Consider the following 25,826-nt stretch of genomic DNA (forward strand, 5'->3'; position numbering starts at 1 on the left):
CAAAATCCTAACTATAAATAACTACACACCAGAAAAATACCTTTTTAACTAATTGCTTAAAAAGGTATCTTTATACTAGCAAGAACACTACACTCCTCATCCACTTTACATAAGCCCACTTATTTACGTGACAACTGCTGATAACGTTCATACCAAAGTTTAACATATTCATCAGAAAATGGACCTTTTTCTTCGTTAATCCATTCAACTAAAATTTTTACATTTTCCTTTAAAATATGATCAATATCATTTGGATAATGCCACTTTTTACGATGGGCTTCATACTCATCTACATCCAATAAGCGCTTCTCACCGTCAGGAAAAACCTTGATGTCTAAATCATAATCAATATACTTCAACGCTTCTTCATCCATAGTGTAGGGTGAAGCTAGATTACAATAGTACGAAACGCCATTTTCGCGAATCATTGCAATAATGTTGAACCAATAATGTTTATGAAAATAAACAATCGCTGGTTCACGGGTTAGCCAACGTCTGCCATCAGCTTCCGTTACAAGTGTATGATCGTTACAACCAATAACTGACTGTTCACTTGTTTTTAAAACCATAGTATCTCGCCATGTTCGATGCAAACTACCATCATGTTTATAGCTTTGGATGGTGATGTATTCTCCTTCTTTTGGAATACGCATCCCATGCCCAACTTTCTTTTTTCTCTACATTTGAAGAGAATTAGTCACTATACGGATAAAATCCGAACTCATGAATTATTATATCATAAAAAGAAATCATTTTCTAAATTATTATACTAGCCAAATTTAAAATAAAATCTTCCAATTTTCAAGGTAATTATCCTAGTCTACTAAATTCTTTCTTTTTCTTAATTTCACTCAACTTACTACGCAAATTAGCCCAATCGCTATCACTAGGAACAGAATCCCAAATTAAGGTTCTTTCTTGAATTAAATTAAAAGGAATATTGAATGTATCTGCTAAAATCAAATCAGTATTTTCGGTGACTTCATTAACAAAAATCAAATAATATTGTCCCATTTTTTTTAATTCTTTTTTCAATAAAAATTCCAATAATCGGCTATGAGAAGAATATAAATAGACATAGATAGGCTCTGTGTAGTTTTGGACATCAACAGAGATAAATAATATCAACATATAACTTTGAAAAAGAAGTTCTTTATTATGATAGATTTCAGCAAACTCTTTATGAGAAATAAATTCAACATACGTCTTACTTAACATCTTATAAAAGGAGGGATAAATGCGGTCAAAACTCTGAATCTCTAGTTGATCAACGAACGGTGAAAGATTTCCATCAAATAAAAAACAATACAAATGAACACTAAACAAGTTAGCCAGTAAAACGAATAATGGACCACCTTCTAAAGACTTCGATAAATAGTTATCTAAATCTTCAGTAAATTGATAAGAGGCTGTTTTATAAATCTGATCTTTTTTTGCGATGCTTTCTAGCAAGCCATCCATTTGGGGATCATAAGTTAAATAATGCATATTCACAAGCGTAATCGAAAAACAAAAATCGACTTCAGCTTGGCATTTCTTTAATGAAATTTCGGGACTTAGCTCTTTAAAAAAATCTTGCATCTTTTCTTTATTTTCTTGATAGATTGATGCAGTCATTCCTAATTGTTGGATTTCAGAAATTGTTTCAATATAATTTCCAGCAGCAATACGCGTTAAAATAATCGCATACCATAGCTCAAGTTTGTTATCATTAATTAAACGATTTTCTTCTAGAAATTTATTTGAAATAAAAGAGTAATGAATTTCATTAACTAAATCTTTATCGAATTCAAATGGCCAATTAGCACTAGAACGCGTTTCCCAAAAAAATGAATAATAAAAATAACGAATTAATTTTTCTTTCCCGATAATTTGTAAATTTCCAGATTGCTGTAACTCTAAATTAAAATTAGCCAAAACCTCTTTAACATCGTTAATCTTTCGATAGGTTGAAGCTTGACTTAAAAAGAAATCTCTAGCATATTCTGACGTACTTTTTGTTCGATTAAAGTAACAATCTAAAATAACTCGGTATTCAAATGATTTTTTTAAATATTCATGAGTCAAGCTATCTAATGAAAAATTAGCGTTAAATTCAGCTTTAACGAATTTGCCTACTACATAGATTTTAACTGTTGTGATTTCAAAGCTTTCGATGTCTTCAGCTAGGGAATCAATGGTGGTAATTAGTGTCTGGCTGGAACAGTTTAGCTCCTTGGAGATACGAGATATTGTGCTATTGGGATAATTATTTTTGACTAATTTAATTAAATTAATTTTTCTAGTTTGTAGTTTATCTAAAAAATATTTCATGACGTACCATTCCCCTTATTTAGACTAGTTATTCACTATTATCATTTAAAATGAAATGATTAGCTAATAAATTGAGTTCTCTTCAAAATTTGCCTTATAATAAAAAAAGTAATCTATCTTTTTATTTATTATATACTAGAAAACAAGAAAAAAAAGAGAAACTCGTAGGTTTCTCTTTTTTTTCTAACAATTTATTTAACTTACAACTAATTTTCCAAGGATATGGTTTGCTAAAAAATTAAGTCAATTCAACTTTTAGCAGGAAAGCTAAATTGCTTAAGAATTTTTTTGGAAAGTCTTTTCATTTTTACTTGTTGTTGTTTTTTCAACGTTCATACGTACTTGATTTTTTTCTACTACACTCTTAATTAATTGTTCAACTAATGTTGGCATAAGGCTTTGCTCCTCTTCTTGTCCATTTTTTTTAGGGGATGAGGCTACTACGTTCAGCACTCATTTAATACTTATCGATTTTAATTGTTGAAATTCTGTCACAATTAAAAATCTTACTTCTTTTGAATTATAGCATTTTTTTTAGTACATATGTACTATTTTGTTTAGTAGCATTTTCTCTACCTAACAAATACTATTTAGAAACATACTATTATCAGTACATTCAGCTTTATTTACAGGTATTTCTCTCTAATTTTAGCTTTTTTCCAAAAAAATGATAAAATACTTAAATAATCTAGCTTGACTTCTGCTAAACACCTTAAATCCCTATGGAATAGAATCAAAAAACATATCTTATTTATCGAATTTAGTCAAGTATTTCTGCCACATTTTTTGTTGAGGTCCTGGAAAAGTATAATTTGAAAAGTCACTTGGATGCACCCAAAGACAATTTTCTGGTAATTCCGTGAGCATTTCATTGGACATTTTTCCATAATAGATAGCGATATACCATTTTAGATGGCTAAACAAATGAATAACCTCTGCAAAAGGTTTTTTTAACCAAATTGGTTCAATAGAGTAACTTGTTTTTACTTCAGAAGATAAATTCTTCAGTACACCATCTTCAAACTCTTGAGGCATTGCTGCATTCAAGGTTCCTATTTTTAAGGGGATATCCTTAATCAAAGACTCCTCTGTAAGCAAAGGGAACGTCCACATATTAGCAAGTAACCCTTCTGATGGGCGTTTTTCCAGTAAAAATTCACCTGACTCATTTTGAATAATCGCTCCGGCATAATAAACAGGCTTCGCCTTCTTCTTTTTACTTTTCACAGGATATTCAAGCATTTTTCCTGATTCAAAAGCTGCACAAAACTGATTAATCGGACATAAATTACAAGTTGGAGTTGTTGGCGTGCAAATACTAGAACCTAGATCCATCATAGCTTGATTAAAGTCACCAGGTTTATGTGGATCAATAATTTCAGTCATTACGGCTTCAAAGATCTTTCTTGATGCTGGTTTAGCAATGTCTTCACTAATCTCAAATAAGCGACTAACCACGCGCATCACATTTCCATCCACTGCTGGAATTGGAAGCTGAAAAGCCATACTAGAAATCGCTCCAGTTGTATAAGGACCAATTCCTTTTAGTGAAGCAATATCAGTAGGATTTTGTGGCATTTCACCATCAAATTCACTCACAATCTGAATCGCCGCTTTTTGTAAATTACGCACTCTAGAATAATAGCCTAGCCCTTCCCAAGCTTTTAATAAAACATCTTCATCAGCTGCTGCTAAATCACTAATTTTTGGGAAAAGCTTCATAAAATTAAGATAGTATGGGATCACCGTATCAACTCTTGTTTGTTGCAACATAATTTCAGAAACCCAAATTCGATAAGGGTTATTATTTTCACGCCATGGTAATGTTCTTTTTTCTAAATCATACCAACTTAAGAAGGTACTTCTAAATTCTTCGATTTTTTGTGGTTGCCACATTGTTACATCTAACTTATTTATTTCATTTACCTTCTTATTAGTTGTCATTCGTCCTCTTCTTCCATCTCTTTTTCTGTAATAAATTGGCTAATCAAATCGCTGGGAAAGCCTTTTTGAAATAAACTAGTCTTGACCTTTTGGATTTGTTTAAAAGGCTCTAAACGGCTATTTTTACGCCACAGCTTCTCTCCTTGATCTTGTAAGGCGTTGTATTCATCTTCCTCGTCTTTTTCTGTGTCAATTGATTGCAAAACTTCTTGAATAAGATCACTGGAAAAACCTTTTTGCATCAAATTTTGCTGAATTTTATTTTTAGTCTCTCTTGAAGAGCTACGAGCAGTTCTTTTTAAGACCTTTTCGGCCAACTCAATACCATTTTCTAGCATTTGATCGCATGGATACTGTTCCAAGCCGTTGGCAATTACTTCATCCGTTAAGCCACGACGCTTAAGCTCTTGAGTAATGACTCTGGGTCCCTTACCGCCAAGATTAGCACCTGTTCGGGTATAACTTTCAGCATAAGTTAGGTCGTTGATATAATTTTGTTCTTTTAGTTTATCAATCACAGTTTGTGCTGTCGTTAGTGAAATTTCATGCTTAACTAAATCATCTCGGACTTCTTTTTCAGAGCGTAGTCCATAGTTTAAATAATTCAAAGCACGGTTATAGGCCTTGCGAAATCCATCTTGCTCTTCTAATTCTTTCCGAAATTCAGGTGAAATCTCCATTCCTTTATGCAATACATAATGAACCAGAATCGCTTCATCAACTGGAAATGCATACTCTCCATTTAAATAAATATTGTAGCGTTCTTTAGCTTTTTTTTGAACTTCAATCTTAGTAATAACTGGAAATGTGGTGTCCTCTTTTGAGATAAATTGTTCTAGTTTAATCTCTTTAGGCATTTAGATTCCTCCCAATAGTCTGTGAATTTGTTAGTAGTATTTAACTAAATGAATCAATCATCTTTACTTTACCCTACAAAGGAATATTTGGCTAGTCATCATTTCTTTTGATACCTTTTTCATCATTTTTTTTAATCTCAAATTTAATATAATAATAAAAATAGTAAATTCATAGATTTTCAACCTAAGTGAGACAATTTGTGTTAAAATAAAAAACAAACAATTTTTTATTTTAGGGGGATTTATTTAATGAAGAAAAAAATCGGAGCATCACTAACTTTACTAGTATTAAGCCTTGTTATTTTAGCTAGTTGTAGTATGAGTCCACAACAAAAATTCTTAAAAAACTTAGCCAGTAGTCAAAGTAAAGAACAAGTAAGCGGTGAATACGAGGTTGGGATTACTAATCTGGAATTAGATTCACAACTGCTAGCTAGCAATCCTTTTTTAGGTTTGGTAGTCCCTCAAGTTAAAGCAACTAAGATTTCTGGAAATTATACAAGTGATAAGAAAAAACAACTCTCTGAAAATAATATCCAATTGAAGCTTTTAGGATCAACGTTGCCTATTACAACCATTAGCAATGAAAATTCGACTGTCTTAACTATGAGTTCAGTTACTGGTTTTTCCAAGACTCTTGAACTTTTCCAAGGTCTGACAGGTGGAAATGCTTCTCAACTTAATTCTCTTAGCCAAGCCATTACTACAAATGGATGGGAAACTAATTATATTTCTGTAAATGATGCTGTCACAAGTACTCAATCTGCCAAAGAAAAAGTTGCTTTAACTGCTAAGGAAGAAAAAACTTTAAAGAGTTTAAATATGGAGCTGGCAAAAGAAATGATGAATTATTTCAAAACAGTTGATAAAACTGTTTTTGTTGAAAAAGATGAGATCCTTACAATGACCTTGAACAAAAAAGAATTTCAAGGATTATTTAGTCGTTTACAAAAAGTTTTAGCTGACAATAAAGAATATCAAACTGTTTTAAATAAAACTACTAGCACCTCTGCCTTACCTATATCAGCAGATACAATTAAAGCGTTGGCAGATAGTAACACCTATAAAGATTATGAAAAATTAGAATTAGCTATTGGTATTAACCAAAAAAATCAAGATACGTCGTTTTCTGTGATACTTTCTCCAAAAGATTCTACTAAACAAGGAATCAAAACGATTCAACTTGAAGGAACTTTAGTCTATACAAAATTTAAAGGAACTCCTAAGTTTCCTACTAAAGAACAAATTATCACAACTCAACAGCTTTCAGAAGCTATGAATTCAGCATCAAAAAAATAAAATCAACGATACTAGTAAATTTGGACTAAAAACCTAATTTACTAGTATTTTCTTTTTAATTGAAAAATCAAACTGAATCCCTCTTTTTCATGCTATAATAACAGTGACTAAATTTGAACCAGAATGGAAGGTAATTATGAATCCACAACATACTATTGAGATTGGCCAACGTTTTCCTTTGACTATTAAACGTCTAGGAATTAACGGTGAGGGCATCGGTTATTATAAACGTACGATTGTCTTTGTCAAAGGAGCTTTGCCTGAAGAAGAAGTCGTAGCTGAAGTGACTGAAGTTATGCCTAAGTTTGCCACTGCAACAATTAAAAAAATACGAAAAAAATCTAAAAATCGTGTTGTTCCACCTTGTGACGTTTATGAAGCATGTGGTGGTTGTCAATTACAGCACTTAGCCTATGACAAACAATTAGACTTTAAACGTGATATGGTTTTACAATCCCTAGAAAAATTTAAACCTGCTGGCTTTGAAGACTTTGATCTTCGCCCTACTCTTGGAATGGCTGATCCTTGGCGCTATCGGAACAAAGCTCAATTCCAAGTTCGTATGACTGAAGATAACCAAGTAATTGCGGGGCTTTATGGTGAAGGTACTCATCAGCTAGTTGATATTAATAACTGCTTAGTACAACGTCCAGAAACTACCAAGGTAATCCAAGCTGTCAAAAAATTATTAACTGAATTGGAAATTCCAATCTATAATGAAATTAAGCATAGCGGGATTGTCAAAACGATTGTTTGTCGTGTCGGTATTCAAACTGGTGAAATTCAATTAGTACTCGTAACTAATAGTAAAAAACTACCTAAGAAAAAACAATTTCTTGAAGAAATAAAAACACAGTTGCCTGAAGTCGTTTCAATTATGCAAAACGTGAATCAAGAAAAAACTTCCTTAGTTATGGGAGACGAAACGATTCATTTAGCTGGAAAATCTAGTATTACTGAAAAATTAGATGATCTTGCCTTTGACCTGTCTGCCCGTGCTTTCTTCCAATTAAATCCTGAACAAACTGCTGTCTTATACGATGAAGCACGTAAAGCACTTAAACTACAAGCAAATGAAACTTTAGTTGATGCATATTGTGGAGTTGGAACAATTGGCTTAAGTTTGGCAAAAGAGGCAAAAGAAGTTCGTGGCATGGATATTATTCCAGAAGCAATTGAAGATGCTAAACGTAATGCTAATAAAATGGGCTTTGAACATGTTCGCTATGAAGTTGGAAAAGCAGAGTCTTTATTACCATTATGGATGAAACGTGGTTTTAAACCCGATGCATTAGTCGTGGATCCACCTAGAACTGGTTTAGATCGTGAATTAATTAAAGCAATCAATAAAGCAAAACCTAAAAAAATGGTCTATATTTCTTGTAATCCTTCAACTTTGGCACGTGACTTAGTTGATTTAGGCAAGGTCTATAAAATTGATTATTTACAATCGGTTGATTTATTTCCACAAACTGCTCGTTGTGAAGTTGTTGTAAGACTGACAGCTAAATAAAAGTGCCTTCCACTAGTAAATAAGCTTATTTATTAGTGGAAGTTCTTTTGTTTAATCTTACTAATAATCATTTTTCATTTCAAAAAATTTTATGATAAAAAAAATTTACGCTGTCATTTATGTTATACTTATCAGTGCAAATAATCGAAGAGTATCGTTCTTTGATAGGAGTGTGGAGATAGTGAAAGGAGCAGATAATGCTGTGATTGTTTTAGCTGGAATGATTGGTGCTGGAAAAAGTACCTATACAAAATTAATTTCAGATGCGTTAGATAGCGAGGCTTTTTATGAAAGTGTTGATGATAATCGTATCTTAGAAAAATTTTATGAGGATCCAAAACGTTGGGCTTTCTCATTACAAATTTATTTTTTAAATACACGTTTTAGAAGCATTAAAGATGCTCTACAGCATCAAAATAATGTATTAGATCGTTCTATTTACGAAGACGCTTTGTTTACTAAAATCAATTATGAAGAAGGCAATATGAGTGATGCCGAAATGGATACGTATTTAGATTTATTGGATAATATGATGGAAGAATTAGATACTATGCCTAAAAAATCTCCAGATTTATTAATCTATCTACGTGGCTCATTAGATACTGTGTTAGAAAGAATCAAAAAACGTGGTCGTTCATTTGAACAAATTGAAAATAACACCGATTTATTAAATTACTATAAACATCTTCACAGTCGGTATGATGGCTGGTTTGAAGAGTATGATAAAAGTCCAACTTTAGTTATTGATATTAATCAACATGATTTAGAAAATCCAGATGATGCTGAAAAAATCATTGCTCTAATTAAAGAAAGATTGAAAGAAGTCCGTTAGTCTAAAATATAAAAAAGGAGCCTTAAAAAAAAAGGCTCCTTTTTTGATTGTCATATTATCTAAAGATTAAACTTCAAATGATTTAGGTTTCTCTTGGCTTAAACCAAATTCAAAAGCAATTGCATCTAAAATTCGTTTTGAAGCAAAGCCGTCTCCATATGGATTACTGGCTGTTGCCATTTTCTTGTAAGCCACTGAATCATCTAAGAGTTCAGTCATTGCTGCTAAAACATCTTTTGTCTCTGTTCCAACTAAACGTAAGGTTCCTGCTGCTACACCCTCTGGTCGCTCAGTAGTATCCCGCAACACTAAAACAGGTACACCTAATGAAGGAGCTTCCTCTTGAACACCACCAGAATCACTCATAATCATATAGCTACGTGAGGCTAGGTTATGAAAATCAATTACATCTAATGGTGCGATTAAATGAATTCTAGGATGATTCCCTAGAATACTAGCAGCTGCTTCTTGCACAACTGGATTCAAGTGAACTGGATAGACAACCTCAATATCCTCATGACTATCAACAACTTGACGAATCGCATGAAATACACGATTCATTGGCTCTCCTTGATTCTCTCGACGATGCATAGTCATTAAGACTAAACGATGCTCTGGATTTATTTTTGTTAATACTTCATGATGATAATCTTCTTTAACCGTTTCCTTTAACGCATCAATTGCCGTATTTCCAGTAATGAAAATATGCTCAGCAGAATGATTCTCTTGTAATAAGTTTGCTTCACTTTCAACTGTTGGTGCAAAATATAAATCGGAAAGAACATCTACAACTTGACGATTCATTTCTTCTGGGAAAGGCGAATATTTATTCCAAGTACGTAATCCAGCTTCCACATGACCTAATTTTATTTGATTATAAAAGGCCGAAATTCCAGCAGCAAAAGAAGTCGTTGTATCACCATGAACCAAAATAATATCTGGTTGTGCTTCTTTGACCACTGCTTCCAGACCAACTAAAACATTGGCTGTAATGTCAGCTAACGTTTGACGATCCTTCATCACATTTAAATCATAATCTGGCTTAATAGTAAAAATCTCTAGCACTTGGTCTAGCATTTGGCGATGCTGTGCAGTCACTGTTACAATCGATTCAAAACGATCAGATTGACGTTCGATTTCTAAAACCAATGGAGCCATCTTAATAGCTTCAGGTCTGGTTCCAAAAATTGTCATGATTTTAATTTTTTTCATAATTTGCACGTCCTATATAGTGTATTTTGAAAACAACGTTATCTCATACAGTATATCATATCTACTATATATCTAAATAATAGAAAGCAACACCTTATCTATCTTTCATTGTTTATTAACAATAATGTATTACTGCTATAATAATTAACCAAAATGGAAGCACCAATAATAGACCGTTTTTTATCCCACGATAGAAATTCATTTATTCCACCTCATTTAATTTAGTTTAACAAGGATAGGTAGCAAAATTATGAAGAAAAGCTAAAGTTACTTTTAATATATTAAAGTTTTTTTTAATGTGGTAAACTAAGATTAGTGATTTAACAATTTGAGGAGGAACAAAAAGATGACAATTTTAGTATTAGGTGGAGCTGGCTATATTGGTTCCCATGCTGTCGATCAATTAATTGAAAAAAAATATGATGTAGTAGTTGTAGATAATTTACAAACTGGACATTCTGAAGCTATTCATAAACAAGCTCGTTTTTATAAAGGTGATATTCGCGATAAGCCTTTTTTAGAAAACGTTTTCAAAAAAGAAACAATTAATGGTGTTTTACACTTTGCTGCTAACTCACTAGTTGGGGAATCTATGGAAATTCCTCTTCACTATTTTAATAATAATGTTTATGGAACTCAAGTTTTACTAGAAGTTATGGAGCAGTTTGCTGTAAAAAATATTGTTTTCTCCTCTTCTGCTGCAACCTATGGTGAACCAAAGGCCTTACCTATTATGGAAACAGCCGAAACAAACCCAGAAAGTCCTTATGGTGAAACAAAATTAATGATGGAAAAAATGCTTAAGTGGTGTGATAAAGCCTATGGTATGAACTATGTTGCTTTACGTTACTTCAATGTAGCTGGAGCAAAATTAGATGGGACAATCGGAGAAGATCATACACCTGAATCACATTTATTGCCAATTATTTTACAAACCGCTTTAGGACAACGAAAAGAATTAACTATTTTTGGCGATGATTATTCAACACCAGATGGAACTTGCATTCGTGACTACGTTCATGTGGTAGATTTAATTGAAGCACATATTCTAGCACTAGAATATTTAAATGCTGGAAATGGAAGTAACACATTTAATTTAGGAAGCTCAGCTGGTTTTTCAGTGCAAGAAATGCTTGAAGCCGCTCGTAAAATTACCGGTAGAGAAATTCCTGCAAAAGTTGTTGAACGTCGCGCAGGTGATCCAAGTACTTTAGTTGCAGCAAGTGAAAAAGCACGCACTGTTTTAGGATGGGAGCCACAATATACTGATATGCCAACTATTATTGAATCGGCTTGGAAATGGCATGTCAATCATCCGAATGGCTATTAAAGTTAAGAGCTTACTATAAATATAAAAAACACTGTAAGAAATCCATTTTTTCAAATGTTGATTTCTTACAGTGTTTTTAATTTTATTTCAATTCCAAATTACTTCTTAAAACTCCTGAAACACGAGCAATTTCTTCTGGTGAAACAATTTGATAGGAAATATTATCAATCATTGTTCCCGTACCTTGCATCTGAACTTGTTCAATATTTCCAGCAGCAGCTTTATACTTCGCTTGAATGTCGTACATATTATCAAAAGTTAAATTAGTTTTCATGTTATTCTGCATTGCATTTAGAATATCTTGATAGTTTGTCAATGTTGAGAATGTTGCCGCTTTTTTTACAACTGCTTCAATTACTTGACGTTGACGACCTTGACGACCATAGTCACCCGTTGGATCTTCGTATCTCATTCTAGAGTATGCTAAGGCTTGTTCACCGTTTAAGTGTATTGCTCCTTTAGTGAAACTAATACCATCTTGACTAAAAGTTAAAGGACTATTCACATCAATCCCACCAACTGCATCTACAATATCCTTAATTCCTTGCATATTGACTTCAACGTAATAATCAATTGGAATATTTAAAAGTTTTTGAACCGTATTTACAGACATAGATACCCCACCAAAAGCGTATGCATGGTTAATTTTATCAGTAGTTCCATATCCAACTATTTCAGTATAAGTATCTCGAGGAATACTTACAATTTTAGATTCATTCGTATTCGGATTAACGGTCATAATCATAATCGAATCTGAACGTCCTTGCTCTGTTCGACCTAAGTCCCCAGTATCAACACCAAGAAGTAATACAGAAAAAGAATCTTTTCCTTTTTCAATACTCACCGGCTCTTTACGAACTTCTTCTTTATCTACTTTTTGATAAATCTTATCTGTTGTTTTGGTTACATCTTTATATACTTTAAGAGCGTATACTCCCATAGCTCCAATCATTAGAAGGAAGATACAGAGTACCCAAATTAAAATTTTCTTTGTTTTTGACATTTACATTGCTCCTTAATTTTATTAACAAAAATTTTATTCAACATTTTATTTATCGTCCAATTGAATAATACTCAATTCCGCTAACTTTTACACTACTTAAATCATAACAATTTCGACCATCGTAAACAACAGGCGTTTTCATAATATTTTTATATTTTTCAAGTTTATAGTTAACAACATCTTTCCATTCTGTCATAATAAAACAAATTTCAGCATTTTTAAGTGCGTTATCAATTGAGTCTGTATACTGAATTTTATCTCCAAAAATCATTTTTGCTCGTTCAATACCAACAGGATCATAGGCAGTAACTTCCGCTCCTCTTTCGATTAAATAATTTATATTTGGAATTGAAGGAGCTTCTCTCATATCATCTGTTCCAGGTTTGAATGTTAAACCTAAAACAGCGATTTTCATCCCTAAAAAACTATCGAACTTTTTACGAGCTTGTCTTACAAGTTTTAATTTTTGTTTTTCATTTACTTCTATCGCTGCTTTGATTGTTTTTAGTTCATAATCATGATCATTAGCTAACCAATGTAACGCTTTTGTATCTTTTGGAAAACAAGAACCACCATATCCAACACCCGCTTTTAAAAACTTACTACCGATTCGCTCATCATAACTCATCCCTTTGGCCACATCTTCTATATTAGCGCCAACAATTTCACATAAATTTGCAATATCATTCATAAATGATATTTTTAAAGCCAGAAAATCATTTGATGCATACTTTATCATCTCTGCACTTCTTCTATTAGTCACTATAATAGGTTGTTTAAATGGCTCATAAACTATCCGTAAACGTTCTTCTGCCCATTTACTTTCTACACCAATTGCAATTCTAGATGCATAAAGAGTATCTCTAACAGCTGTTCCCTGAGCTAAAAATTCTGGATTTGAAGCAATTTCAATATGAACATTGTTTTTTAAGTTTTGAATAAGATATTTTTCTATATCATCATTTGTACCAATTGGTACAGTAGATTTAATGACTACTAAGCAATCTTTTTCAACATTTTCAGCAATTTGTTTTGCAACTAGACGTACAAAGTCTAAGTTAGCAGAGCCATCACTTCTTTCAGGAGTTCCCACAGCAATCATAACAATATCAGCATCTTTGTATTCTTTTTTATAATCAACTGAATAGTTTAGTTTTTTTGAAGAATAATTTTTTTTCATTAATTCTTCAAGCCCCTCTTCATAAATTGGAGAATTGCCTTTCTTCATAGATTCAATTTTCTCTTCATCAATATCAATACAAGTAACTGAGTTGCCAACTTCAGCAAGACACACACCTGTAACTAATCCAACATAACCTGTTCCCGCAATTACAATTTTCAATATGATCAACCTCTTTTTATGTTGTTTTTTATAACTATTTTATTACTTATAATGACATCTCAATAAAGTTCAGCTAATATCTCATCTTTTAATAGTTCCATTTTACGTTCGCAATCTAATTCTGTTTCACCAAGTACACTTAAATATATTTTGATTTTAGGTTCTGTTCCAGATGGCCTTAAACAAAACCAAGAGCCATCTTCTAAAATAAATTTTAATACATTGGATTTTGGAAGACTAATTGGAAAACTTGTTTTTTCTAATAGATTTATTTTTATTTTTTTTTGAAAGTCTTCAACAAACTTAACCATACCAATTTTTGTTGATTTTATTGGATTTTTTCTATAGTTAAGCATTATTTCTTGAATTTTTTGCTCTCCTTCTAGTCCTTTTAAACTGATAGAAAAAAGTTCTTCTTTATAATATCCATACTCTTCATAAATAGTGTGTAATGCATCAAATAAATTCATATCTTTATTTTTATAATAAGTTGCTATTTCTGATATTATAACAGCTGCTTGTATTGCATCTTTATCCCTAACAAAATCACCTATCAAGAATCCATAGCTCTCTTCATAACCCAAAATAAATTTACTATCCTTTGGTATCATATTAATTTGTTCTCCAATAAATTTAAAACCTGTTAATGTATTAATAGTCTTTACACCATATTTATTTGCAATCATTTCACCTAGATTCGACGTAACTATAGTTTTCAATAAAAAGTTTTCATTATAATTTTTTAATTTTTCTTTATAGTTTGATAGTAAGTACGTTAGGATTAAAGCTCCTAATTGATTACCATTAACTTGTCTATATTCATTATTAAAATCTTTTACCATCACTCCTAAACGATCAGAATCTGGATCTGTTGCTAATAAAATATCAGCTCCGACTTTTTCTCCATATTGAATAGCCAAATTAAATGCAGAATATTCTTCTGGATTAGGAGATTCTACAGTCGAGAAGTTTGAATCAAAGTTACTTTGTTCTTTAACAATTATCACATTTTTAAAACCAGCATCTTTTAATGCTTGTGGTACTAATTTTTTTGCTGTTCCATGTAAAGAAGAAAACACAATTAAAAGATTATTCCCAACATTTTTTATCAGCTCTTTATCAATTATCAAAGAATTAACCTTTTCTAAATAGGCATTCTCTACTCTATTTCCTATTATTGAAAAGTTAGGATTATTAAAAAGAAAATCATCTGAAATTACCTTAATTCTAAATTCATCTTCTACTAAATCAATGTATTTCTTTATAGAATTTGCTTCATGAGTAACAATCTGAGCTCCAGTTTCGTTATATATTTTATATCCATTATAATTGGAAGGATTATGACTGGCAGTTATTACGATTCCTATATCTGCCTTAAGATATCTTACAGCAAATGAAAGTAATGGTGTTGGGCGAACATCATCAAATATATATACTTTAAAACCATGAGTAATAAAATTTTTTGCAACTTCAAGACAAAATTCTTTGGACATAAATCTTGTATCATATGCAATAACAATACTTTTTTCTTTATTATTTTTCTCCTCTAAATACAAAGATAATCCTTCGGTTATTTTTCTAATAGTATAAATATTTAATTTATTAGTTCCAATCCCAAGCTCTCCACGAACTCCACCTGTACCAAAATCTATATATTTATAAAAACTATCCATTTTTTCCTGTTTCTTCATACACAATAATCTAGTTTTCATTTTATCATCATGATCTAGTTTTTCTAACCATTTATTGTAATTTTTTTCATAAATTTCCATTTTTATCCCACCTAATTCTTTAAAAATATTTTTAATAATTCTGTATTCTCAAGAGTTTCCCCAGCGAAATCATTTAAAATATTACCCGTTTTAAAAATTTCATTTGTATCCTTGTTAATTAAGCTACCATTTAAAATAGTAATAAAAACATGCTCCTCACTATCTAAAGAATAGTTAGAACCTCTACTTATTTTTATTAACTCAATTTTATAATCTTTTTTGTTAGAGTAAGTTGTTATACTTCCCCATTTTTTTTCTTGATACATTGGAGCTAATTTTATACTTTCATTAAAAATATCTTTTATTTTTGGACTACTTTCTTTATCAGATACCATAATTCCATCTGGACTTGCAGCAACTACTATATTCTTTAATCCAATAGCTACTATGGGAATATCAAGTTCATTGATAATGTTTGTATTATAACAATCATCAGTTAAAACAACCTCACCAATAGATTCTTTGGACATTTCTTCGGTTAAGGTATTCCATGTTCCTAAATCTTTCCAAAATCCATCATATCTAATACAAAATATTGACTGTGCCTTTTCTACAAATTCATAATCAAAACTATTTTTAGGAATTTCAATATATCTATGCAATAACTCTGTATAATTCAATGGTAATGAATAATTTAATAAAATATCATTCATTTTCTTTAATTTAAAAGCAAAAACTCCAGCATTCCACACAGCATTAAAATTTAGTAATTCTTTAGCAATAATAGTTGTGGGTTTTTCTTTAAAATAATCGACTTCAAATGTGGTAGTAGTCGTACTACTACTTTTAGGTATAATATAGCCATATTTTTCAGAAGGAAAAGTAGGATTTATACCAATTAGACCAAGTTCAGCACTACTCTCATTAAATAAATTTTCAAGTTCCTTAATTTTTTCAAAAAATGATAATTCAGTATAGGGATCTACTGGTAAAACACAAACTACTTCATTTTCATCAATTCCCATTAAAGATTTTAAATAGGTAGTAGATAGCGCAATCGCAGCAAACGTATCTCGTCTTTCTGGCTCTAGAATTATCTTTTTAGGATCAATTTCAATTTGAGATTCAATCATTTCTAGTTGAGAATTTTCAGTTGCAATAAAAGTATCATTAGCTAGTCCAACTGCTTCTAATTGTCTCCAAACTCTCTGAAGCATAGACTCTGCGTCTCCATTTTCAGTTTCTAAAACCTTTAAAAATTGCTTTGACCTTTGGGTGTTAGAAAGTGGCCATAACCTCTTACCAGAACCACCAGACAATAAAATTAATTTCATTAATTTTTCCCACCTTCTGTACCCATTTTTTTATTACTCATATCAGAGCAATAGTAACCATATAATAAACTAAAACAACCAAAAGCAGTTAATGTTATAGAATAACCATAGATAATTAAAAACCAAAAACTACCAATTAAAATCCAAGGATTATCATTTATATTTTTCATTAAATTTCTAAGCACTTTAAATAGTACATATAATCCAAATAGTCCATTGCTAAGAAAAACTACATTAAGCGTTTCATGCATATTGTAAAATATTCTATAATTCCATTCATCAACTGTAAACGCATCTAAATCATACATATTAAATAAACTACGAGTATCCGTTATAGAACCAAGAAATCCTTTTCCAAAAAAGAAAAAATAAGGTTTTTTTAAATACTCTGAAATAATATTTAAAAACTCTGAAACTCTATATTTAGGTGAACTTGGTAAATTATCGAACCAATTTCCATCCCAAAATTTAATCAACGCAAAAGCTTGATCAAATTTAGATTTAAAAAGAATACTATCTGCTGACAAATTTCCTATTAACTCTACAAAAACAAGAATAAAAATTGGTAATAAAAATAGTAATAAAAATAAAGGGATAATTTTTTTGTTTTTAGCATAAATTATTGTTATCAAAATCGGTAATAAAAAATAAACAATAATTATTTTTCCTTGTGCATTATATACTAAGCTTATATAACCTGCTATAAAAATTAAAACATAAGACCACTTTGGAATTCTATAGTCATAAAAATAAAAGATAAATATAAATGGAAAAAACTGTACTATACTCTGAATTAATAATGTATTCACACCACCATAATAACCAAAATTACCATTAAAAAAAGAAAAAATTATTGAAATTGAAATTGCAAATAATGCAGCAAATAAAAATTGCCCCAATTTTATTACTACTTCTTCATCTTCTTTATCTATTATATAAATAAAACAGATTATCAAAAGAATAGGGATCGCTGATACACTATATACAGAACTTAAATATTTAGTTAGAACTCCTGGTAAGTTTTGTATTCTGTTATCATTAAAAAGGATTGTAACTAATCCCATAATTATAGCAAATATATTCAACAATATTATATTTTTACTAATTGAATAAACTAATGAAAATGAATTTTTAAGCTCTTTTAATTTAACTCCATTTGAAAAAAATAATATTACTATTGGTAATAAACAAATTATCCCTAAATTTATTCCACCTATTCTGAAGTTTTTAAACCCGTAAAAAGCTTGTGTTTCAAAAAAATAATCAAACTCAAAACTTAATGTTAAAAATATTATATAGTAACCTAAATAGTATGTTATTTTTTTTCTAAAATAGCAAACTGCCAAAATAATTATCTCCATGATCACTAAAATCAAAGAGAGAAAATAATTTGAATAAAATAAAGAATTACACACCACTACAATTGATGCTACTAAAATAAGTTTCGTATTCCAAATATTCAATTTCATTAATGTATTCCAACTTATTTCTTTTTTTGTTAACATACTGTCACCTCATTTCGTTTACTTAATATTAGCTCTTAAAGAGATTAGTAAATATTTTTTCAATTTTTTTATCCGAATGTTCTTCTTTAAAAATACTAAACTCATTTTGTTGTTCCTCTGTAATCTCATTATTTTTCAATATTAAAAGAAACTCTTTTAATGAATTAACGTCACTAATATTTTTACAAATATTAGGAAACTTACTATTATAATGTGTAATTAAAGGAATATTATTTCCAATTAAAATTTTATTACTTGATAAAGAATCTACAAGTGTACCACTCATTCTATACTTAAAAGTTACCGGAAATGGCATGAAAATTGATTTTGCTTGACTGATTTTTTGATCATAGAAATCTTCTTTCAAAAAACCGTTAAAAACTGTTAAATAATCATTATCAAATTCTTGGTATTTTGATTTAATAATAATTTTTATTTTATTGTCAAGAAAAAAAGAAGTACTTTTTTCACTTTTTATTATATCTGTAATAAAGTCTTCATCATTACTATTACTTAAAGCAACACATTCATACATAGTCTTATGTATCAAATCATTGCTAGTAGACTTCTTATTAATTTGATGTGGAATTACATTAATTACATTTTTATCTATTCCACAAGTAATCAAGTAATCTTTTATAAAATCTTCAAAAACAATATGCGAAACCTTTTTTTTATATGAATTAAAAAAAAAGCGCTTTACTCTATTTGTTGTTTCATCAATGTTATTATGCTGTAACAACATAATGTTCGATTTTTTAAAAAAAAATATTCTACATAGAGCAAATATAATTGTGTCATAAGAAGCTATAAAAATATATTTAGGCTTTTCCTTTCGTGATAAAGCGGCCGCTCTTAATGTTATTTTAAATGAAGTTAATCTTGCTTTAAATCGCCCAACTTTTAGTTTAGGCGATTCTTCAATTAAATTATACTTATCAATATTTTTATAATAATTTTTTGGAACATAAGCTTTAGTATCTATTATTTTTGATAGAATATTTATAAAAAATTCATTTTGTCTTTTGTGTCCTATAGGATATACTAAATCAATATAAAATAATTTCATTTGAACTCCTTCTCAATATTTTTTATTTTTAAATAATAAATTCCAATTCCTACAACTAATAAATACCTTATTAAGCTAGCAATGAGATTCCCATAGGCAAAACCTTTTAATCCCCATACATTCATTAGTGGTATTGAAAATCCAACATATGATACTGCATAAATGGATTGTATAAAAGTTTGATACCATAACGGGCAGTATCTCATAAGAGCAGGTTGTAGTAATGCTGCTACAGCCGAAATAATAGCTGCAAAACTTGCAAATATATATACATTTTCAATACTATTCATTAAATTAGGATACAATATCCTTATTAAAAATGGAGATAGTAAAATGGAGGTTATTAAAGCTAGTAAACCTAAGAAAAAAGAAAAGAAAAACAATATTTTAAAAATTTTCCAACCATCTTTATTTTCTTCAGAAGATAAATAACTCAAAATAACATTCGAAAGAGGTAACAAAACTATACCTGCTAGTTTTCCAACTAATGATGCTGCATAATATATGGCTACCTGTGAAGCTCCTAAAAATGGATAAATTAAAAGTCTATCTACATAGGTCATCATGCTATAAACACTACTAGAAGTAATTAACTGAAAATAATCTAAACCAACCTTTTTTGAAAATTTAAAATTAAAATTAAATTCACTCTTCCAATTTGTTGTATAGTATAGAAATAAAAAGGAAATTATCTCACCTATTAGGAATACAATTACCCAAGTTTTTATAAAGAATATAAAAACAATTAAACCAAAAATATATCCTAGACTTGTCATAATCATATGAAGAAATATCATTTTAAAATTTAAATTTATTCTATAATAAACTACTAAATAGGATCTAATAGCTATAAAAGAAGTTAAAACGAGAAGCATTAAAAATGAAATTTTATCTATTTCTCCTAAAAAAAAGAAATAGATAAAATTAGATGTTATAAAAGAAAAAAAGATGGTCATTAAAAACAAGAAATTAAAACTTTCGTTTTCCTCAAAAGTATATTTACCTTTTGATAAAAGTCTGATTTGGCTCAAACTTCCTCCAAATATCACACCTATTGCATTAGATATCCCCATAACTGTTAAAAGAGTACCAAAAGAAGCTTCCGATATATTTTTTGAAATAATTGGATATACAACTATTTGTGATGATACTGTGAAAATTAGATTTGCTACAATGTTTAATAAAAAATCAAAATACATTTTTTTTTTCAATGAGTACACACTCACTTTCAATACAAATTGTAATAGATATTTTTTAGCCTCTGTTCCATCTTATCCCAAGAGTATTTTGGATAAGCATTACTAGAATTAATTTTATATTCTTTCAATATTTCTTTATTATCTGAAATGAACTCTAATAAAGTAGCTATCTCATTAATTGAATAATCGACTGAGAATCCAATTTTTTCTTTTAATATAATATCATCCATTCCAGTATCTTTAGCAACAATAATTGGTTTACCTAACATCATTGCTTCGTAGATTTTATTTGGAGCAGAATATTTATGATTTGGGATAGTTGGATCATAAATAGCAAACATTAAATCAGATTCACTATATAATTCTAGCGATTTTTCATAGTCAATTGTTCCCAAAAACGCTATATTAGAAAATTCTTTTGAATATTTATTTACCTTATCTATAGATGTTCCATTCCCAGCAATGGTTAACAAAAGTTTATCATTTTTTGAAACAATTTCTAACATTTCATCAATAAATCTTGTTTTTGATAATGTTCCTACATAGCAAATACTAGTTCTACTAGTATTTGCTATGTAGGAATTTTTTTCTACCTCAATGAACTTATTTTTCACGGGAGTGTTGTAAATAATTTCTATTTTTTTTGGTTTACTCCCATCTATTTGCGCCATTCTTTCATTCGTACAAATAATAGTGCAGTCAGCTTTAGAAATAACTAAAAATTCCATTTTTTTTATAATCTTTTTTAATGTTCTAGGAATTCCTGATTTACTATCAACATAAAAGTCTAAAATATGATATACATATTTTTTTTTAAAAAAAATACTCATAACTAATGCTGGTAAACCCGTATCTAAATCAAATGCATGAATAACTTCATATTGCTTTCTATCTTTAATCAAAATATTCAGAAGTTTAAACATATAAAACATTAAATTAAATAAATTTTTTAATCCACTATTCTCATTACTTTTTACATTAAGCTCCTTATTAAGGATATAATCTTCACCAATTCTATATTTATTTTCACTAATATTCTCTGTAGTTTTTTCTCCTCGTAATCTACTAATTATAGTAACATTATATCCCATAAAATAAAGTGATTCAGCTATTCTTTTAATATCCGCACTAGTCTTTGCTACTGAATTTCTTAATACATAAATGTTCATATTAACCTCACCTACCTAGTCGATTCTGCTTTTTCCCAAAATGGTTTTGATTTACCAGTTAACTCATTTTTTGCTCCCACAAGCTGTGCAAATATTGTCATTGAATAATAAAATGGTAAATAAAAGAGTTTTGATTTATATTTGATCCCTAAGATTGCTAACAAATAAAAGATACTCTGCAAAATAAATATTACAAAAAATAGAAAGGATTCATTCATGATTAACAGATTACTTACATAAAAAATAATATGAAGTAGATACAGATTGTTTCTCAACAATCTGTGAGAAAAATAAAAGAAACTAAACCAGCCATATTTAAATATATTATATTTAGATATATCGGAAAAACTAATACTTAGTATTTGCCTAGACATTCTTACTTTTCGTTTAAATTCATCCTCACTTACTTCTCCAGCTTTTTCATGAGCAATAGCTTTTTCATTATATTTGGCCTTTTTATTTTTTAAAACCATTTTTTGAGGAAAAATACTATCGTGTGATTGAACTAAATTTATATCTACGTAATCAATTTTTCTAACCCCATACAAAGCACCATTTCCTGCTGTAATAGAAGCTATATCAGATTCTATTTTTCTCATTAATAAGTCATAACTCCAATAATTATTCTCAGTTTCACTAGATTCTGCTACATATGAATTAGAGTAACTCAATTTTCCAGCTACATATCCAATTGATAAATCATTAAAGTAGCTCACAATTTCTTTAACTGCATTCTTATCTAATATTGAATTCGCATCTGAAAATATTAAAATATCTCCTTTAGCAATTTTTACAGTTTCATTTTGAGCATTAGTTTTGCCTTTTCTTTCTTGTACCTTGTAAAGACTAATATCAAAATTAGAATTTTCTTTAATAAAAGTTTCAACAATAGCATTTGTATCATCTGTGCTATTATCAGAAGCTATTATTATCTCTATATTTTTTTTGTAGTCTAGCGAAATTAAATTTTTTAATTTATTCTTTATAACAGATTCCTCATTATGAGCAGGGATAATAATTGTTACAGAAGGATTAAACGTTTCACTACTATTTATTATATCCTTTTTTATTATTTTACTAAGAAATACTAATACTAATGGATATCCTATTAAAGTAAAAAAAATGAGAAATCCACTTAAAAAATATATAATCTCCAACTCTAGCACCCTCTCAGAATATTTTGTAATTGTTTAATTACTCTAGTTAGTTCTTCATCACTCATATTTGAACCAGAAGGAACACATAAACCTCTTTCAAATAAAAGAGTAGATGTTGCTTTTTCTGATTGATTATTTGAATAGAATTTATTATTTTTAAATAGAGGTTGTAAGTGTAGTGGTTTCCATAAAGCCCTAGTTTCAATATTTACTTCATTCATCTTATCCATGATTTCATATGGGTTTAGTTGAATAATCGTTGGATCTACTGTCAATGCTGACAACCATCTATTTGATTTTGTATTTTCCAATTCAGGCATAAAATCGATTCCTTCAATACTTGATAGCTCTTGATAATAGGTTTCAAATATTTCTCTTCTACGTGCAACCCGATCATCTAAGACTTGTAATTGAGCAATACCTACTCCTGCAAGAATATTACTCATACGATAATTGTATCCTACAACTGAGTGTTGGTAGTGTGGAGCTTGATCTCTTGCTTGTGTTGCTAAAAAATGTGATTTGGCAACAATTTCTTCATCATCTGAAATTAAAACACCACCACCTGAGGTAGTGATAATTTTATTTCCATTGAAAGAATAAATTCCAATTTTTCCTAAAGTACCACTTTTTTTGCCTTTGTAGTCTGCCCCTAGAGATTCTGCTGCATCTTCTACAATTGGTACATGAAAGTGATTGGCAATTTCAAGTAGCTCATCCATTTGTGCACTTTGACCATATAGATTAACAACAATAATTGCTTTGGGTAATTGATTAGCCTTCTTTGCATCGCTTAATGCATGTTCTAAAGCCTTGGGACTCATATTCCATGTATCGGTCTCTGAATCAATGAAAGTTAGTTCTGCTCCTAAATAAAGTGCTGGATTAGCACTAGCAATAAAAGTAAACGATGAACAAAATACTGAATCTCCTTGACCAACACCTAAAATATCTAAGGCTAGATGAATTGCACCAGTACCAGAACTTGTTACCGAAGCACCTTTTACTCCTGCATAGGCAGCAATATCTTTTTCAAATTGATCTACATTAGGACCCAACGGAGCAATCCAGTTCGTATCAAAAGCATCCTTAATATAATTTTGCTCATTTCCTGACATATGAGGTGAAGATAATAGAATTCTTTTCATAGTATACCTACACTTCTTTCCGTATTTTTATGACTTTTGCTGGAACACCAACAGAAGTTGTATTAGCTGGCACATCTTTAATTACAACACTACCTGCACCAATTATAGCATTTTTTCCAATTTTTAAATTCTGAATAATTTGAGATCCAGTTCCAACTTCAACACCATCATCTGTCTCTATAAAACCAGAAATATTTACAGTAGGATAAAATGTATTAAAAGATTTTATTTGTACATCATGCCCTATTGTGGTATTTAGATTAATAATATTAAAGTTTCCAAGTTTAATATCTACTGTCAAAATTGAGTTTGCACAAATAATATTTCCTTCACCTAATTGAACTTGTTTTCCCATAATTACAGATGGATCAATAACTGTAGGAAATGTTAACCTAGAATTTGATTTAATTTTACCAATGATTTTTTTTCTTACTTCTGAATTGCCAATTGCACAAACAATAGCAATTTCAGATTGCCAGTTAACTAAATCATCCGTTGATCCGACAATATCATAGCCGTATATTTTTTTATTAGTATTATCATCAAAAAATCCAATTATTTTCCAGTCACCAGTTCGTTCAATTAAGAAAGCAATCTCTTTACCGAATCCGCCAGAACCAACAATAGCAATTTCTTTCATTTTTACACTCTCCCAACAATAAACGAATAATTAGTAGTTGCTGAACCACCAATATTTAACATCATTGCATTTTTTGCATTTGTTATTTGATACCCCACAGCTGTGCCAGTAACTTGTTTATGCAAATCCAATAGCATTCTGACCCCACTAGCTCCTACTGGATGTCCACACCCAATTAAACCACCACTCGGATTAATTGGTTTACTTCCTTCTATTTCAATAATTCCTTGCTCAATAACTTCAAATTCGTTACCTGGAGCACAAATTCCAAAACTTGAAATAGCAAGATATTCACTTGAAGTAAAACAATCATGTGTTTCAAATACATCAATATCATTAACACTTAACTTAGCGCGTTGATATGTATCATCAATAGTTTGTTTTGTCCAAGGTAAAATATATGGGCTTTCTTTACTTAATGATAGTTTAGTCTTTAATAGCATCGGCGCAACACGATGTCCCCAGCCTTTAATTTCAGACTTATTGCTATTACTTGTTTTAAAGTTTTCATTAACTAGCACAACCCCAACAGCACCATCCGTCACTTGAGAACAATCCGAAATGGCTAACAGTCCTCCAATTGATGGATTTGAATCTGTACCTCTTAATTTAGCTTGTTCTAAACTCATATACCATTTTCTCGTTTGTGCTAATTTATTTTGTTTAGCATTTTTGTAATTCTTATTTGATAATAGTGCCAAACTATCCATAATTCGTTCTTGATTGGCTTTGTCTCGATTAACAATCTCATCTGCAATACTGCCAAATAGTTTAGGAAATGGAAAAGAAATTCCTTTAGCCTCTTTTTCATAAAAAGCCGCTAAACCTAAAATATCTCCACCTGTTGTTGAATTTACTGTTTTCATTAATTCCCATCCAATAACTAAAGTAACATCATAATCTTCTGCTCGTAGCTTAGTTATTGCAGCATCAATGGCCACAGATCCAGAAGCACATGCTGCTTCATATCTAGCAGAAGGAACCCCGTAAAAAGCAGAATGGACTTCTGTTAATAAAGCACCTAAATGACCTTGATTAACATAACTTTCACCTCCAAAGTTACCAATAAAACAAGCAATTCTATTTTGTTTATTTAATTTTGCAATATCTTCATAGGATAAATTAGCATTTTTCAAAGTATCTTCCACTACTTCTGTTAATAAAGCAATAAAACTTTTTCCTTCTTTTGTCCAATTTCTTTCAAAATCCGTTTGCGCGCCACCCAATATATATATTTTTCCCACCATG

21 protein-coding genes are annotated in these 25,826 nt (G+C 30.0%); 4 read left to right on the forward strand and 17 right to left on the reverse strand.

Going from position 1 to position 25,826, the window contains the following annotated elements:
* Positions 1 to 119 precede the first annotated feature (119 nt).
* The 4 genes from ntdP to recX form a co-directional block, all read right to left on the reverse strand.
* Complete coding sequence (ntdP, locus tag BR43_RS05415; RefSeq protein ID WP_034560111.1) at positions 120 to 653, reverse strand: nucleoside tri-diphosphate phosphatase; 534 nt, start codon at positions 651 to 653, stop codon at positions 120 to 122.
* 157 nt (positions 654 to 810) lie between these two features.
* Complete coding sequence (locus tag BR43_RS05420; RefSeq protein ID WP_034560112.1) at positions 811 to 2,313, reverse strand: AcpB/EbpR/MafR family transcriptional regulator; 1,503 nt, start codon at positions 2,311 to 2,313, stop codon at positions 811 to 813.
* A 747-nt stretch (positions 2,314 to 3,060) separates the two neighbouring features.
* On the reverse strand, positions 3,061 to 4,257 hold the full coding sequence (mutY, locus tag BR43_RS05425) for an A/G-specific adenine glycosylase (protein WP_034560113.1): 1,197 nt from the start codon (positions 4,255 to 4,257) through the stop codon (positions 3,061 to 3,063).
* Entirely contained in the window at positions 4,254 to 5,114 is an 861-nt protein-coding gene (gene recX, locus BR43_RS05430; protein WP_034560114.1) for a recombination regulator RecX, read from the reverse strand. Before recX ends, mutY begins: the two co-directional genes overlap by 4 nt.
* A 249-nt stretch (positions 5,115 to 5,363) precedes the next feature.
* Between recX and BR43_RS05435 the strand changes: the two genes are divergently transcribed.
* The 3 genes from BR43_RS05435 (at position 5,364) to BR43_RS05445 (ending at position 8,758) form a co-directional block, all read left to right on the forward strand.
* Entirely contained in the window at positions 5,364 to 6,413 is a 1,050-nt protein-coding gene (locus tag BR43_RS05435; RefSeq protein WP_034560115.1) for a hypothetical protein, read from the forward strand.
* 136 nt (positions 6,414 to 6,549) lie between these two features.
* Positions 6,550 to 7,926: a 23S rRNA (uracil(1939)-C(5))-methyltransferase RlmD gene (gene rlmD, locus BR43_RS05440; protein WP_034560116.1), complete on the forward strand. Its 1,377-nt coding sequence runs from the start codon at positions 6,550 to 6,552 to the stop codon at positions 7,924 to 7,926.
* A 181-nt stretch (positions 7,927 to 8,107) separates the two neighbouring features.
* Positions 8,108 to 8,758: a deoxynucleoside kinase gene (locus BR43_RS05445; RefSeq protein WP_034560117.1), complete on the forward strand. Its 651-nt coding sequence runs from the start codon at positions 8,108 to 8,110 to the stop codon at positions 8,756 to 8,758.
* 66 nt (positions 8,759 to 8,824) lie between these two features.
* On the opposite strand, the gene wecB is transcribed toward BR43_RS05445, so the two are convergent.
* Positions 8,825 to 9,970 carry a non-hydrolyzing UDP-N-acetylglucosamine 2-epimerase gene (gene wecB / locus BR43_RS05450; protein WP_034560118.1) on the reverse strand — a complete coding sequence of 382 codons (1,146 nt, stop codon included), beginning with the start codon at positions 9,968 to 9,970 and terminating at the stop codon, positions 8,825 to 8,827.
* Between the two features lie 346 nt (positions 9,971 to 10,316).
* On the opposite strand from wecB, the gene galE reads away from it, so the two are divergent.
* A complete protein-coding gene (gene galE / locus BR43_RS05455) occupies positions 10,317 to 11,300 on the forward strand; it encodes a UDP-glucose 4-epimerase GalE (protein WP_034560119.1) in 984 nt (327 codons plus the stop codon).
* Positions 11,301 to 11,382: 82 nt separating this feature from the next.
* Here galE and BR43_RS05460 read toward each other — a convergent pair whose 3' ends face one another.
* From BR43_RS05460 to BR43_RS05515, 12 genes are read right to left on the reverse strand one after another with little or no spacing between them, the layout of a single operon-like run.
* The gene (locus BR43_RS05460) at positions 11,383 to 12,303 is read right to left on the reverse strand and encodes an LCP family glycopolymer transferase (protein WP_034560120.1); all 921 of its coding nucleotides are present in this window, start codon (positions 12,301 to 12,303) and stop codon (positions 11,383 to 11,385) included.
* Positions 12,304 to 12,352: 49 nt separating this feature from the next.
* Positions 12,353 to 13,645: a UDP-glucose dehydrogenase family protein gene (locus tag BR43_RS05465; protein ID WP_034560121.1), complete on the reverse strand. Its 1,293-nt coding sequence runs from the start codon at positions 13,643 to 13,645 to the stop codon at positions 12,353 to 12,355.
* A 59-nt stretch (positions 13,646 to 13,704) separates the two neighbouring features.
* The gene (locus BR43_RS19825; RefSeq protein WP_034560122.1) at positions 13,705 to 15,417 is read right to left on the reverse strand and encodes a phospho-sugar mutase; all 1,713 of its coding nucleotides are present in this window, start codon (positions 15,415 to 15,417) and stop codon (positions 13,705 to 13,707) included.
* A gap of 11 nt (positions 15,418 to 15,428) precedes the next feature.
* Complete coding sequence (locus BR43_RS19830; RefSeq protein ID WP_051933823.1) at positions 15,429 to 16,691, reverse strand: sugar phosphate nucleotidyltransferase; 1,263 nt, start codon at positions 16,689 to 16,691, stop codon at positions 15,429 to 15,431.
* The gene (locus BR43_RS05480; protein WP_034560123.1) at positions 16,691 to 18,196 is read right to left on the reverse strand and encodes a hypothetical protein; all 1,506 of its coding nucleotides are present in this window, start codon (positions 18,194 to 18,196) and stop codon (positions 16,691 to 16,693) included. Before BR43_RS05480 ends, BR43_RS19830 begins: the two co-directional genes overlap by 1 nt.
* A 28-nt stretch (positions 18,197 to 18,224) precedes the next feature.
* Positions 18,225 to 19,265: a hypothetical protein gene (locus tag BR43_RS05485; RefSeq protein ID WP_034560124.1), complete on the reverse strand. Its 1,041-nt coding sequence runs from the start codon at positions 19,263 to 19,265 to the stop codon at positions 18,225 to 18,227.
* Positions 19,262 to 20,476: an MATE family efflux transporter gene (locus BR43_RS05490; RefSeq protein ID WP_034560125.1), complete on the reverse strand. Its 1,215-nt coding sequence runs from the start codon at positions 20,474 to 20,476 to the stop codon at positions 19,262 to 19,264. The genes BR43_RS05485 and BR43_RS05490 overlap by 4 nt, the downstream gene beginning before the upstream one ends.
* 17 nt (positions 20,477 to 20,493) lie before the next feature.
* Positions 20,494 to 21,633 carry a glycosyltransferase family 4 protein gene (locus BR43_RS05495; protein ID WP_034560126.1) on the reverse strand — a complete coding sequence of 380 codons (1,140 nt, stop codon included), beginning with the start codon at positions 21,631 to 21,633 and terminating at the stop codon, positions 20,494 to 20,496.
* 11 nt (positions 21,634 to 21,644) lie between these two features.
* Complete coding sequence (locus BR43_RS05500) at positions 21,645 to 22,790, reverse strand: glycosyltransferase (protein ID WP_051933824.1); 1,146 nt, start codon at positions 22,788 to 22,790, stop codon at positions 21,645 to 21,647.
* A 2-nt stretch (positions 22,791 to 22,792) separates the two neighbouring features.
* Complete coding sequence (locus tag BR43_RS05505) at positions 22,793 to 23,938, reverse strand: aminotransferase class I/II-fold pyridoxal phosphate-dependent enzyme (RefSeq protein ID WP_034560128.1); 1,146 nt, start codon at positions 23,936 to 23,938, stop codon at positions 22,793 to 22,795.
* A 7-nt stretch (positions 23,939 to 23,945) separates the two neighbouring features.
* Complete coding sequence (locus BR43_RS05510) at positions 23,946 to 24,578, reverse strand: acetyltransferase (protein ID WP_034560129.1); 633 nt, start codon at positions 24,576 to 24,578, stop codon at positions 23,946 to 23,948.
* A gap of 2 nt (positions 24,579 to 24,580) precedes the next feature.
* The gene (locus BR43_RS05515) at positions 24,581 to 25,822 is read right to left on the reverse strand and encodes an acetyl-CoA acetyltransferase (protein WP_211252907.1); all 1,242 of its coding nucleotides are present in this window, start codon (positions 25,820 to 25,822) and stop codon (positions 24,581 to 24,583) included.
* Positions 25,823 to 25,826: the final 4 nt, after the last annotated feature.

The sequence above is a fragment of the Carnobacterium gallinarum DSM 4847 genome (assembly GCF_000744375.1).
Taxonomy (GTDB): Bacteria; Bacillota; Bacilli; order Lactobacillales; family Carnobacteriaceae; genus Carnobacterium; species Carnobacterium gallinarum.